The 13,312-nt window shown below is 56.7% G+C and carries 11 protein-coding genes; all 11 read right to left on the bottom strand.

Annotation, left to right across the window (positions count from 1 at the left end):
* Positions 1 to 27: 27 nt before the first annotated feature.
* Complete coding sequence (locus ACJJIS_RS20470) at positions 28 to 1,350, bottom strand: adenylosuccinate synthase (protein ID WP_475708937.1); 1,323 nt, start codon at positions 1,348 to 1,350, stop codon at positions 28 to 30.
* A 112-nt stretch (positions 1,351 to 1,462) separates the two neighbouring features.
* Positions 1,463 to 2,656, bottom strand: a complete 1,194-nt coding sequence (locus ACJJIS_RS20475) for an ATP phosphoribosyltransferase regulatory subunit (protein ID WP_413664099.1) — start codon at positions 2,654 to 2,656, stop codon at positions 1,463 to 1,465.
* Between the two features lie 199 nt (positions 2,657 to 2,855).
* On the bottom strand, positions 2,856 to 3,728 hold the full coding sequence (hflC, locus tag ACJJIS_RS20480) for a protease modulator HflC (protein WP_282930281.1): 873 nt from the start codon (positions 3,726 to 3,728) through the stop codon (positions 2,856 to 2,858).
* Positions 3,729 to 3,739: 11 nt separating this feature from the next.
* Complete coding sequence (hflK, locus tag ACJJIS_RS20485; protein ID WP_282930282.1) at positions 3,740 to 4,894, bottom strand: FtsH protease activity modulator HflK; 1,155 nt, start codon at positions 4,892 to 4,894, stop codon at positions 3,740 to 3,742.
* A gap of 186 nt (positions 4,895 to 5,080) precedes the next feature.
* Complete coding sequence (gene hflX / locus ACJJIS_RS20490) at positions 5,081 to 6,391, bottom strand: ribosome rescue GTPase HflX (protein ID WP_413664097.1); 1,311 nt, start codon at positions 6,389 to 6,391, stop codon at positions 5,081 to 5,083.
* Positions 6,392 to 6,522: 131 nt separating this feature from the next.
* Positions 6,523 to 6,807 carry an RNA chaperone Hfq gene (gene hfq, locus ACJJIS_RS20495; protein ID WP_020413623.1) on the bottom strand — a complete coding sequence of 95 codons (285 nt, stop codon included), beginning with the start codon at positions 6,805 to 6,807 and terminating at the stop codon, positions 6,523 to 6,525.
* A 191-nt stretch (positions 6,808 to 6,998) separates the two neighbouring features.
* Positions 6,999 to 7,922, bottom strand: coding sequence for a tRNA (adenosine(37)-N6)-dimethylallyltransferase MiaA (miaA, locus tag ACJJIS_RS20500; RefSeq protein WP_444935152.1), 924 nt, complete (start codon positions 7,920 to 7,922; stop codon positions 6,999 to 7,001).
* A 70-nt stretch (positions 7,923 to 7,992) separates the two neighbouring features.
* A complete protein-coding gene (gene mutL / locus ACJJIS_RS20505; RefSeq protein ID WP_444934689.1) occupies positions 7,993 to 9,879 on the bottom strand; it encodes a DNA mismatch repair endonuclease MutL in 1,887 nt (628 codons plus the stop codon).
* 45 nt (positions 9,880 to 9,924) lie between these two features.
* Positions 9,925 to 11,235: an N-acetylmuramoyl-L-alanine amidase gene (locus ACJJIS_RS20510; RefSeq protein ID WP_475708938.1), complete on the bottom strand. Its 1,311-nt coding sequence runs from the start codon at positions 11,233 to 11,235 to the stop codon at positions 9,925 to 9,927.
* A 55-nt stretch (positions 11,236 to 11,290) separates the two neighbouring features.
* The gene (gene tsaE, locus ACJJIS_RS20515) at positions 11,291 to 11,785 is read right to left on the bottom strand and encodes a tRNA (adenosine(37)-N6)-threonylcarbamoyltransferase complex ATPase subunit type 1 TsaE (protein WP_108731443.1); all 495 of its coding nucleotides are present in this window, start codon (positions 11,783 to 11,785) and stop codon (positions 11,291 to 11,293) included.
* Positions 11,785 to 13,266: an NAD(P)H-hydrate dehydratase gene (locus ACJJIS_RS20520; protein WP_445355228.1), complete on the bottom strand. Its 1,482-nt coding sequence runs from the start codon at positions 13,264 to 13,266 to the stop codon at positions 11,785 to 11,787. The genes tsaE and ACJJIS_RS20520 overlap by 1 nt, the downstream gene beginning before the upstream one ends.
* Positions 13,267 to 13,312 lie beyond the last annotated feature (46 nt).

Here is a 13,312-nt window from a genome sequence, read left to right on the forward strand (position 1 = left end):
GCACATTCACAACCGGGCGGTCAGGGCTTAAACGCTAGCGTTGTGAATACCCATTTCGCACAAAGCGGAAGATTCGCGAACAATAGTTTCGTTGCGATCGGGGCCTGTAGAAACAATGTCTACCGGAGCGCCCACCAGCTCTTCGATTCGAGCAATATAGGCGCGTGCATTGGCCGGCAAATCCGCTTCACGACGCACACCGACAGTGTTCTCTGTCCAACCGGGCATAGACTCATAAACCGGCTCGACACCTTCCCAACCTGCCGCATCAAATGGTACTGGGACTTCTTCACCAGCGCTGTTGCGGTAGCCCACACAAACCTTTACCTCCTTGAGGCCATCGAGAACATCCAGTTTGGTCAGGCACAGGCCAGAAATACTGTTGATTCGGATCGCGTGGCGCACAGCAACAGCGTCAAACCAACCGGTGCGGCGCTGGCGGCCAGTAGTAGCGCCAAACTCGTGACCTTTTTCACCCAGGTGACGACCAACTTCGCAGTCCAGCTCGGTAGGGAATGGGCCACCGCCAACGCGGGTGGTGTAGGCCTTGGTAATGCCCAATACATAATCCAGGTACAGAGGACCAAAACCAGAACCAGTAGCGGTACCGCCAGCAGTGGTATTAGAGGAGGTTACGAACGGGTAGGTACCGTGGTCAATATCCAGCAGGGAACCCTGGGCGCCTTCGAACAGGATATGCTCTCCGTTCTCGCGCGCTTTGTGCAGGTGGTCGGCAACGTCGGTGATCATCGGCACCAGTTGCTCACGCCAGATCTTGGCCTGCTCAACGGTGTCCTCATAACTGACCGGGTCAACTTTGTAGTATTCAGTCAGGGCGAAGTTGTGGTAATCAATCAGCTCTTTCAGCTGGTGGCAGAAGTTATCCCAGTTGCACAGATCACCCAGACGAAGACCGCGACGAGCAACTTTATCTTCGTAAGCGGGACCAATACCGCGACCTGTAGTACCGATCGCTTTGGCGCCGCGTGCTTTTTCACGGGCCTGGTCGAGGGCAACATGCACAGGCAAGATCAGCGGACACGCCGGGGAAAGACGCAGGCGCTCGCGCACAGGAACTTCGCGCTCTTCCAGCTCAGCCATCTCTTTCAGCAGCGCCTCCGGGGAGAGCACCACACCATTACCGATCAAGCAGGTTACGCTGGGGCGCAGGATACCGGAGGGAATCAGGTGCAGTACGGTTTTTTCGCCATCGATAACCAGGGTGTGGCCCGCATTGTGACCACCCTGGAAACGCACTACTAGCGAGACCTTCTCGGTTAGCAAATCGACAATCTTGCCCTTGCCCTCATCGCCCCACTGGGTACCCAGTACTACTACGTTCTTGCCCATCTGTATAAATCTCTAAACTCAGGTTTTTCTCTGCGGGAGCCGGGGCCCCACATAAATGGATGTCTGCGGGTAGGCCCGCGCGATAATAGGCACATCCACTGCGCCCGAAAAATCAGTCTCGTGGTTTTACTACCCACGAATCACCCTCAGCAACCAACTCGCGGTCACAGCGGGAATCCAGTTCACTATCGGCACCACCAGCGAGAGCTGTGATGACCACTTCGCCTTGAGCCCGCAGCTCGTGAATCGCCTTCCACAGTTCAGCGCCCTGGGAGCCTCTGACATCTGGCGCCAGTATCGCAGCGCCCTCTTCAACGGCGGCGCTGCCCAGATTACTCAATGCCACCAGGTCACTACTGAAGCCTGTTGCTGGGCGATCGCGCCCAAACACGGCTCCGATACCGTTGTAGCGTCCACCGTTGGCCAATGCCTGGCCGTGGCCCGGTGTGTAGGCGGCGAATACCAGACCTGTTTCATAGTCGTAGCCGCGTACTTCACTCAAATCGAAGAACAGTGTCACCTCTGGATAACGCTCATTCAGAGCCTCAGCTACCTGCCTCAAATCGGAGACTGCCGCCAACAAATTTTGCGGGGCTCCAGAAAAGAGTTCACGAGCCTTATCCAGGCATTCCCGTCCCCCAACCAGCCCCGGGAGTGCCTTCAGCCACTCGGCAGCCTTCTGGTCGCCAACATTCTCCTCGACCCACTCGCACAGATCAGCAGTCGCCTTGCTCTGTAACATTGCCAACAGGGCGCTGCGCTGCTCGTCATTGAGGCCCGCCGCTTCAACCAGACTCTGGTAAATCGCGACGTGGCCCAGGTCCAGGTGCACTTGGCTGACACCCGCTACCTGAAGGCTTTGCAGCATCAGCGAGATCACCTCGAGGTCTGCACCGAGGTTGTCCACACCAAACAGTTCGGCACCAACCTGTATCGGCGCTCGCGAACCCATCGGGGTTCGCGGCTTGGTGTACACCACCTGACCGGCATAGCAGAGGCGGTTAGCGCCTCTGCGGGGAAAGCTGTGGGCATCGATCCGGGCAGTCTGCGGAGTCATATCCGCGCGTATACCCAAAGTGCGACCAGATATCTGGTCGGTGACCTTAAAGGTGCTCAGATCTACATCATGGCCCATCCCAATCAGGAGGGACTCGGTGAATTCCAACATCGGCGGTATCACCAACTCGTACCCCCAACAGTGGTAGAGGTCCAGTAGTTGGCGGCGCAGAGTCTCCAATTGCACGGCATCCGCAGGCAGAATTTCTGCAATGCCATCCGGTAACATCCAGCGATCGGCTTGAGTCATGATGAAATGAATTCGTCAGCGAAGAAATTGCGGTGCCACAGCGCTTGCCACAAACGAGCCGCAGCACTTCCCACAAAAAAACCGGGCTGGGCCCGGTTTGCGTGATTTTAGCATCAAGTGCTAACAGGAAGGTAGGGTTATCGAATCTAACCCGGCGCCTATAGCACCAGTTGCCCAGTGCTACACAGCATTTTCAGCCCTACTCTCCTTTCGGGTCTTTCAGGTAGCGGAAGAATTCGCTATCTGGATCGACCAGCAGCATATCTGACTTGCTCCGGAAGGACTCCTTATAAGCCTGCAGACTGCGGGTAAAGCGGTAAAACTCCGGATTCTTGCTGTAGGCCGCAGCGTAAATAGCTGCCGCCTCTGCATCACCCGCACCGCGTAACTCTTCCGCCTGGCGGTAGGCCTCAGACTCAATCACCACTCTTTGGCGATTGGCATTAGCCTTGATACGCTCACTGGCCTCCTGACCCTTGGCGCGATGATCCCGCGCCTCCAGCTCACGGCCAGCGCGCATACGCTGGAACACAGACTCGGAGACTTCCGGTGGCAGGTCAATCCGCTTGACGCGCACATCAATCACATGCACTCCCAGGTCATCCTGAGCCACCTTATTCAGGTTCTTGGTGATCTCCGCCATCAACTCATCGCGCTCGCCACTGACTACCTCATGCAGATCGCGCACACCAAACTCGTTCCGGAGCTGATCATTGATCCGCTCCGACAGCAGGCGCACCGCATTGCGATCGTCACCACGAGTGGCGATATAAAACTTATCCACATCAGAGATTCGATATTTGGCATACGAATCAACCATCATGAATTTGTTTTCACTGTTGAGCATACGAACGGGGCTGGAATCCACCGTCTGAATACGCGCATCAAACTTGCGCAACCTTTCCGCAAAAGGGATTTTGAAGTAGAGACCCGGCTCGGTGTAGGTGCGCACCAGCTCACCAAAGCGCAGTAACACGGCTTTTTCAGTCTCTTTCACTACAAAGGCGCTGGAAGAAAGTACCAGTACTCCAACCAGGATGACAACAATGATACCCAGTGTTTTGTTATTCATATCATCCCCTCCTAGCGAATAGTCTGACTGCGACGGGTGCTGGCGTCATCCCGACGAAGGCGCTCAATAACACGCTGATAGACTTCCTCAATCATTACAGGCGAGGTGTCCTGGCTTTGGGCTGCTCGCGCTGCTCCAGCGCCGCCTTGTGCCAATTTATCTAGTGGCAGGTACATCATGTTATTGCCGCCCTCGACATCCACCATCACCTTGGAGGTGTTGGCCATCACGTCCTGTACCGCATCCAGGTAGAGACGCTCGCGGGTAACTTCCGGGGCACGCTCATATTCAGCCAGCAGTTTCTCAAAGCGCACAGCTTCACCTCGGGCACTCTCGATGACGCGGGCTTTGTATGCCTCGGCCTCTTCGATAATGCGCTGAGCCTGACCGCGGGCAACCGGGATTATCTGGTTAGCATCAGCCTGAGCTTCATTTTGCAGACGCACCTCGTCCTCACGGGCTTTGGTTACATCGTCAAACGCATCCTGCACTTCGCGCGGCGCCTTAGCATCAGTCAGGTTAACCACATCAATGCGTATACCGGTCTGGTACAGGTCCAGATATTCCTGTAATCGTTCCTGCGTATCGGCAGATACTTGGGTCCGGTTCTGGGAAATCACACCGTTTAAAGTGAGAGAGCCCACCACGTGACGAAGGGCGCTGTCGGTGGCTTCCTGCAAGCTCTTCACCGGATCGCGAACACGCAGTACAAAAGACTCAGCATCCCCAACCTGCCACTGCACAGTGAGTACCACTTCTACGATATTGGCGTCTTCGGTCAGCATCTGACCGGTAGTGCGCTCGGTACGCACCTCAGTCATATTGACCTTGGTGACGTTATCGATAAGCGGCGGATTCCAGTGCAGGCCAGCAGATTCCGTGGAGTGGTATTTGCCCAGGCGCAAAACAACCGCCTGTTCGTTGGCGTTGACCTGGTAAATCCCCAGGCCGCCATAAATCAATACGGCGAGACCAATAACCAGTACCCAGGGAAATTTGACAGAGTCGCCACTTGGGCTGCCGCTGCCACCACCACCAAACAGGCCACCTAGTTTCTGCTGAATTTTTCGCAGTAGTTCATCGAGATCGGGCGGGCCTCCGTTATTGCGGTTACCGCCACCACCCCAGGGGTCTTTATTGTTACCACCCGGCTCATTCCAGGCCATTTAACTTACTCCAACTATGATCACTTAATCTTTTACTTCGGCGGATTCTAGCATCCATTGCCGACAAAATATTGCCGACAGGCCCTAGCCTGAGGCAAGTGGGCAGTCTGCGGAGACCAACCCCGAACAAATTCGACTAAAGGTCGCAATATGACCTGAATTTTAAAATCAATGTTTATACGACAACTACTCAGCAATGGGTTCTTCCAAAACCCATTCCGGCGCGTCATTGCCAGCAATATGTGGCGCCAGCAGACGCTGGAAATCACTACGCGGCAATAATATTTGCAATTCGCAGTCACCATTGTCGCGATAGACTTCCGACTGTACCGCATTAATTTCAAATAGCTGCGCTCGCAGTCTGGACTGATGAGGCTTCACTACCAGTTGCCCGCGCACCATTTGCTCGCCCAGGCGCTCGGCAATAGCCTCAATTAAAAGTTCACAACCCGCGCCTGTTACCGCAGAGAGCCAAACTGCCCGGGGTACACCCTGATCATCCCGGTCTATACGCGGTTCAAAATCTGCCAGCAGGTCAATTTTGTTATAAACCACCAGTTGCGGCAGTTCTGAAGCATCAATTTCCTCCAGAACCGTTTGCACCTCTTCCATCAGGTGTAACCGATCATCTGCCGCAGCGTCCACCACATGTAGAAGCAACGTCGCACTGGCGGCTTCTTCCAGGGTTGCCCGGAATGCCTCTACCAGTTTATGCGGCAAGTGAGAGACAAATCCCACCGTATCAGCCAATACCATGGCGCCAACATTGGGTAATTCAACCCTGCGCATGGTCGGGTCGAGGGTGGCAAACAATTGGTCCCTGACATAGACATCTGCATCGGTCAGGCGATTAAACAGGGTCGACTTGCCCGCATTGGTGTAGCCAACCAGAGATACGGTGGCCATTTCTGCCCGGGAACGCGCGCGGCGCCCCTGCTCCCGCTGGCGGCGTACCTTTTCCAGCCGCTTCTCGATGGAGTCTATGCGCGCGCGCAGCAATCGCCGGTCTGTCTCCAACTGGGTTTCTCCGGGCCCACGCAAGCCGATACCACCCTTTTGCCTCTCCAGGTGGGTCCAACCTCGCACCAGCCGCGTTGCCATATGGCGCAGCTGGGCCAATTCCACCTGAAGCTTACCCTCGTGAGTTCGCGCACGCTGGGCAAAAATATCCAGAATAAGTCCTGTGCGATCCAGCACCCGGCACTTTAATTCGCGCTCAATATTGCGCTCCTGACTCGGAGACAGGATGTGATCAAAGATAACCAAGGCGGCTTCCTGATCTTTGACCACCTGGCGAATCTCCTCCAACTTACCTCGGCCAACAAAGGTCTTTGGGTCTGGAGTGGCGCGCTGGCCGAAAATAAAACTGACAGGATCTGCTCCGGCAGATAGGGCCAACTCCTCAAATTCACGAGGGTCGTCGGGACTGTCGATGGCGGAGAGTTCTAGGTGTACCAGTACTGCGAGCTCACCGGATTCCGGTCGATCGAAAAACAATGGGAATTCTCTATTGCGAAAAGGGCGCGATAAGCCCTGACTGAGGTGACAACCGGCAAGCCCTGCAAGGGGCTCACCGAGCTGCTGGCGCCCCGGCAAAACGGGGGGCAGGTGAAATTGATACGGATCTTTTAGCTAAAGGATTCGCGCTCACCGCCTTCACCATTACCCTCGCCGCCGTGCTGGGCTGCGGGATTCAATAGCGGTACGCGCACTGCACGCGACGGAACAACCGTAGAAATGGCGTGCTTATACACCATTTGGCTCACAGTATTTTTGAGTAACACCACGAACTGGTCGAAGGATTCAATTTGCCCTTGGAGCTTGATGCCGTTTACCAGATAGATAGAAACCGGAATACGCTCTTTGCGCAATACGTTGAGGTAAGGGTCTTGTAAGCTGTGCCCTTTTGACATCTTTTTTCTCCTTGTCAAAAAGCTGAATGCGGTATGCAGGCCGCAATCGCACCCGCGAAGAGCGCGGATCAAAAAACGACTGAGGTTGAATACGCGTATAAGTAGTGTAGTAGCGAGCCGGAAAAGGCCGGACTCTGTGAAAACTGACTGAACGGGCTTGTCGTTTAATAGCCCAACCACGTTATGGATGCTTAAGCGAGAAATTTCAAGGCTTCAGCCAATATTTCGTCATTCTCACGCACCCCACCTTGCTCATCCTGAGTGTACAAAGTTAGCAGGTCTGGCCAGCGCCGCAGCCAGGTTAACTGGCGCTTGGCAAGCTGCCTCGTCGCCGCAATTCCAGCGGCCACCATATCATCGTAATCGGTTTGGCCTTGCAAGTGTTGCCAAACTTGTCGATATCCCACCGCGCGAATTGCCGGTAAGTCCTCGTGCAGGTCTCCTCGGTCCAGCAGACCCTTGACTTCATCAATAAAGCCCGCCGCTAGCATCTTGCGAAAACGCAGTTCGATGCGCTGGTGAAGCAGGGAGCGATCGCGGGGCATAATGGCCATCTGGCACACCTGGTACTGCTCCTGTATTCCCCCAGCTTCCTGCTCGCGACGCAACTGCGAAAGCGGAACACCGGTGAGGCGGTAAACTTCCAGCCCCCTTTCGATACGCACCGAATGGTTGGGATGTAGCTCTGCCGCCAACTGCGGGTCCACCTGGGCCAGCTCTGCATGCAATGCGGGCCACCCTTCACGCTCTGCGCGAGCTTCTATTTCTGCTCTCACCGCTGCGTCCGCCTCAGGCAATTTTGCCATGCCTTCCAACAGAGCACGGAAATACAACATAGTTCCGCCAACCAGTAATGGCACTTTACCAGCAGCGCTAATTTCTGCCATAGCTTCCAGCGCATCTTTGCGGAAACGACCTGCCGAATAGGACTCAGACGGGTCACAGATATCGATCAAGCGGTGAGGGTATGCTGCTAGCTCTTCTACTGAGGGCTTGGCCGAGCCGATATCAAGGCCTCGATATACGAGAGCGGAATCAACACTGATTAATTCCACGGGCAAACGATCGGCGAGCGCCATGGCCAGATCCGTTTTGCCGGAGGCCGTTGGACCCATCAAGAAAATTACACGGGGCTGATCACCCGGCAAGCTGTTATTCAAACTACCACCCACTTCTGCCGCGTACCTATTGGCCGCGCATAAACCACTTATCCATATCTGCCAGTTTAACCTGGGTCCAGGTCGGGCGACCGTGGTTACACTGGCCACTGCGCTCCGTGCGTTCCATGTCCCGCAACAGAGCATTCATTTCCGGGATTGTCAGGCGTCGATTTGCGCGAACAGAACCGTGACAAGCCATTGTCCCCAGCACTTCGTTGATACGCTCACCAATACGGGCGCTGTCGCCTTCGCCGAGCAGGTCTGAGAGTACATCGCGCACCAGCTGTTCCACTTCCGCGCCGTGTAGCATTGTGGGTACCTGGCGCACCAGCAAAGTCTCCGGGCCGGCCCGCTGCAATACGAAACCAAGCGCGGTAAACACCTCGCTGCGCTCCTCGAAGCAGTCCGCTTCCCGCTGGCTGACGGCCAGGCTTACAGGAACCAGAAGGGGCTGAGCCTGGATTCCACCGGCCGCATAAGCCACTTTCATCTGCTCATAGACAATGCGCTCATGGGCAGCGTGCATATCGACAACAACCATCCCGTGCTCGTTTTGCGCGAGAATATAGATTCCGTGCAACTGCGCCAGGGCAAAGCCCAGCGGCGGCACTTCTGATTCGCTTTCAATGCTCGCACCGGCCCCTATGGTCGCCCCGGAAGACGCTTGGGGCACAGACACTGGCCGGCTGCTAGGGGCATCCTGCAGCTGTTGTGTCGCCGGAGATGAGTCCTCATACGGTTGGTGCAGAGCGCCGTAAGCATTCATCTGCTCGCGCAAATTTGAGGGCGAGGGGCGATTGCTGAGTGGCATTTTATGCTGCCCGGCAAATTCACCGGCCTGCAAACCCGTGACCTGTTCCTGGCGTTCCTGCTCCGGCTCGCTTTCTGTTTCCTCTTTCTGCCCCGGGCGCACATCCGCCAGGGCCCGATGCAAACTGCCAAACAGGAAGTCATGCACCAGGCGACTATCGCGAAAACGCACTTCGTGTTTGGTCGGGTGCACATTCACATCGACGGAAGCCGGGTCCAGCTCCAGGTAAAGTACAAATGCCGGATGTCGACCGTGGTACAAAACATCGGCGAACGCCCGGCGCACCGCGTGGCTGACCACTTTGTCGCGAATAGCCCGGCCATTGACATAAAAGAATTGTAAGTCGGCCTGGGAGCGCGAGAATGCGGGCTCCGCAACCCACCCCCACAGGCGCAGGCCGCTGCGCTCCACGTCGATATGCAGCGCATTCTGCATAAACGCCGGCCCACACACCTGGGCGACACGGCGCTCCATTTCCACCCGCCCGGTGCCCGCGCGCAGATTATGCACACCCTTGCCGTTGTGGCGCAGGCTGATAGAGACATCAAATCGGGACAGCGCCAAGCGCTTAATCGTCTCGTCAATGCGATTGAATTCTGTTTTTTCTGTGCGCAGGAATTTCCGCCGAGCGGGCGTATTGAAGAACAGGTCGCGCACATCCACCGTGGTGCCACGGGGGTGAGCCGAGGGCGCGAGCTGTGCCTGCATGTCGCGGCCCTCCGCACTTACCTGCCACCCCTTGCCGCTTTCATCGCGGCTGCTGGTCAATGCCAGACGCGCCACCGAGGAAATACTGGCGAGGGCCTCACCGCGAAAGCCCAGGGTGGCCACCGCCTCCAGATCCTCCAAAGCGTGAATCTTGGAAGTCGCATGGCGGGCCAGGGCCATTGGCAGGTCTTCCCGCTCTATGCCCTTGCCGTTATCGCGCACTTTCATGCGCTTGCTACCCCCGCCGTCCACATCGACCTCAAGTCGTGTAGCGCCCGCATCAAGGCTGTTTTCCAGCAACTCCTTGATTACTGATGCCGGGCGCTCAACGACTTCACCAGCCGCGATCTGGTTGGCAAGGCGGGGAGAGAGTTGCTGGATTTTATCGTGCATGAATCTGGCCTGTTAATGCTGCAAGGACCGCTCGACACTGAGGTCTCAGCCGGAAGGAATGCTCAGGATCTGCCCCACTCGAATCACGGAGTTCTTGATGCCATTCGCTCTCATCAGGGCGGCGACGGAAATATTATATCGCGCCGCGATACCCGAAAGGGTCTCCCCGCGGGCAATAACGTGGTTGCGAGACTTATCGCTCTGGTTGGCGGCGAGCCAGGTATCCGCCGGGGGGCGACTCTTAAAGTGCGCCACTATACCGTCACTGAGCTTTTGCGCCAGCTTGCGCTGGAAACTGGGATCGCGCAGGCGTTTCGCTTCCTGGGGATTAGTAATAAAACCCGTCTCCACCAAAATTGAAGGCACATCCGGCGAACGCAGCACCGAGAAATTGGCCTGCTCCACCTGTTTTTTATGCAGGTGAGTGACGGTGCCAATCTGTGACAGCACACTGGCGCCGATATCCAGGCTGGCATTCATGGTGGCAGTCATGGAGAGGTCGAGCAATACGCCGGCAAGGGTGTCATCCTTATCGCCCAGGCTCAAACTGCCGGCACCACCGATAAGATCGGATTCGTTTTCCCGCGCGGCCAAAAAGCGGGCGGTTTCACTGGTTGCGCCTCGGGAAGAGACCGCATAGACCCCAGCGCCACGGGCATCTTTACGGGTAAAGGCATCGGCGTGGATCGACACAAAAAGGTCCGCACGCATATTGCGCCCAATTTTTACCCGTTCCCGCAGAGGAATATAGTAATCCCCGGTGCGCACCAGTTTGGCGGTAAAGCCCTTCTCACCGTTTATCTTTTTGTGCAGCTGTTTGGCAATCGCCAGCACCACATCCTTTTCCCGCAAGCGACCGGGACCGGAAGCCCCGGGGTCTTCCCCGCCGTGCCCTGCATCAATAGCGACAATGATATTGCGTTCACTACTGACCTGCTCCAGCGTCTTCTCGCTGCCTTTAACCTCGTCGTAAAGATCGATCACCAATCGATCCGGCAGGTTTTCATGGCGCCGCAAAGCAAAGCTGCGCGGATTGGCCTGCTGCTTAAGGTCCAATACAACCCGTAGATCTTTTTTATTCTGACGGGCGTGGCGCACCCGGGCGATCGGCGTCTTCTCCAGGTCCAACTTGTCCAGCTCGGCCTTCAACTCGGTATCAGAGAGGTCGACAACCACCCGGTGGGGACTCTTGAGGGTGAATAACTTGTGCTCTGCCGGGCCGCTCAAATCTAAAACCAGACGCGTATGGTCGGGTGCTCGCCAGACGCGCACACCTTCCACTTGCGTCGCAGAAGCTGGCAGGAAAACTGCCAGCCACAGCGCGACAACGAACAGAGACCGCCACATAAAACTCATTACTTCCCAGCCCCTTTGCTTATTGGTATCAGTATTTCCCTGTGTTCAGGCGTTTTCAGGATGCTCGCAGCAGCTTTTGCAGCAGGTCTATTACGCGCTCCCCCTGGGGCGAGTGCGCAATTAACCTGAGCTGGCGACCACTTTCCGGCACTTCCAACTCAACTTCCAAGTCTGGAGCGGGCAATATGCCCTCGCCCCGCTCAGGCCACTCTACAAGGCTCAAGCTCTGCGCAGAGAAATAATCCCGCACCCCCATAAACTCCAACTCTTCCGGGTCACCCAGACGATAAAGATCGAAGTGGTAAACCCGGTGAGCCTCGAGTTCGTAGGGTTCCACCAAGGTGTAGGTGGGGCTCTTTACCGCACCCTCGTGCCCAAAGGCCCTCAGTACCCCCCGACAAAAAGTTGTCTTTCCCGCGCCCAGCTGGCCATTTAAATACAGCGTCAGCCCCTGTTGCAGGCCCGCCGCAAGACAGGCCTGCCCGAGCGAGCTGCCGCCGGATACGGTGGCTGCTTCATCGGCCAAATGTAATTTCAATTCACTCGCCATCAATCTACCAAACGTCTAATCCAGGGCAATAAATCCGTAGCGAGTAATCCCCGCATACCCTCTTCGGCAGCGCGATTACCCGCCTCTCCATGTAACCACACCGCCAGTCGGGCAGCCTCCACCAGCGGCAAGTGCTGGCCAATCAATGCTGCAACAATACCGGTGAGAAGGTCTCCCATACCACCGGAAGCCATACCCGGGTTACCGCTGTTGATAAGGTCAACACCACCATCATGTGCAATCAGGGTGCCGGCGCCTTTTAATATCACCACGCCACTGAATTTTTGCTGAACTGCAATAGCAGCTGCGCGCGGATCGGCGAGCACCTCGGCGGTATCACAACCCAGGAGGCGGGCGGCCTCCCCCACATGTGGGGTCAACACCCAGTCATCCCGCCGGACCCCGGCCAGAACCCGGCCCTCGGCGAGAATATTCAATGCATCGGCATCTACGACCAAGGGCGCCTCAGCTCGGCCGGCTCGCGCCAGCAGCTGCTCACTCCAGGGGGAGCGTCCCAAACCGGGGCCCACTGCAATTACGCTGGGGCCTTCGAGCAGCGGTTCCAGCTCCTGCCCGGAAATCACCGGATGGGCCATCACTTCTGGACTGCGAGTTAACGCTGCGGACAAATGCTCAGGGCGGGTCGCCAGGGAAATCAGCCCGGCTCCACAGCGCGCTGAGGATTGCGCAGCCATCAATGCAGCACCGCCAAATCCGGTATCACCGCCGACAACCAAAATATGGCCAAACTGGTTTTTAAAGCTATCGGCGGCACGCGCTGGCAGGCGACGGATGGCATCAGCCTCGTAACGCATAGCCAAAGGCTCAACTGCTCGGTAGGCAGCCTCAGGTGCCCCCAAGCCTTCGAAAATTACCTCTCCGCAGAGCGCCGGGCCGCGACCGCAGTAGAGCCCCATTTTGCGGCCGATAAAAGTCACCGTTATATCGGCACTGACCGCCTCGCCGGCACTGCCGGTATCGGCACTCAGACCGGAGGGGATATCCACAGCCAACACCGGGCCAGGGCTTTTGCGGATTCGCTCAACCGCATGCGCCACGCCGGAGCGCAGCTCACCGCTAAAGCCCGTTCCCAGCAATGCATCCACAATCAGTGTATTGGCATCCGCCGTATCCAGTTCTGCGAGAGAGTTCACCACCTGGACACCTTCCCTGCAGGCGTACTCATAGGCCTCCCGGGCATCGCCCCTCAGGTGCTGAGGATCGGTACACGCATAGACGGTGACCGGGATTTTCTTTTGCGCGGCGAGGGCGGCAATCACATAGCCATCCCCACCGTTGTTCCCACCACCGCAGAAAACCTGGAGGCGGCCGATCTCCGGCCAGTGCCTGCGTAGATGTGAAAAAGCCGCGCGACCGGCGCGCTTCATCAGTTGAATGGAGGGGATTTCCAGTGCAGCAATCGTCTGTCGATCCAGCTCACGTACCGACTCGGCACTGTATAGAGGTTGAGGCGTGTCCATGCAGCTCCCGCGATGTGGTCAAGAATTCATCTGTGGCAAAATAGGC

It is taken from the genome of Microbulbifer maximicatervae (SeqCode) (assembly GCF_056231245.1).

Coding starts and splice junctions, on each gene's coding strand:
- ACJJIS_RS20470 (WP_475708937.1), bottom strand. CDS start 1,350: ATGGGCAAGAACGTAGTAGTACTGGGTACCCAGTGGGGCGATGAGGGC.
- ACJJIS_RS20475 (WP_413664099.1), bottom strand. CDS start 2,656: ATGACTCAAGCCGATCGCTGGATGTTACCGGATGGCATTGCAGAAATT.
- hflC (WP_282930281.1), bottom strand. CDS start 3,728: ATGAATAACAAAACACTGGGTATCATTGTTGTCATCCTGGTTGGAGTA.
- hflK (WP_282930282.1), bottom strand. CDS start 4,894: ATGGCCTGGAATGAGCCGGGTGGTAACAATAAAGACCCCTGGGGTGGT.
- hfq (WP_020413623.1), bottom strand. CDS start 6,807: ATGTCAAAAGGGCACAGCTTACAAGACCCTTACCTCAACGTATTGCGC.
- miaA (WP_444935152.1), bottom strand. CDS start 7,922: ATGGGTCCAACGGCCTCCGGCAAAACGGATCTGGCCATGGCGCTCGCC.
- mutL (WP_444934689.1), bottom strand. CDS start 9,879: ATGCACGATAAAATCCAGCAACTCTCTCCCCGCCTTGCCAACCAGATC.
- ACJJIS_RS20510 (WP_475708938.1), bottom strand. CDS start 11,235: ATGAGTTTTATGTGGCGGTCTCTGTTCGTTGTCGCGCTGTGGCTGGCA.
- tsaE (WP_108731443.1), bottom strand. CDS start 11,785: ATGGCGAGTGAATTGAAATTACATTTGGCCGATGAAGCAGCCACCGTA.
- ACJJIS_RS20520 (WP_445355228.1), bottom strand. CDS start 13,266: ATGGACACGCCTCAACCTCTATACAGTGCCGAGTCGGTACGTGAGCTG.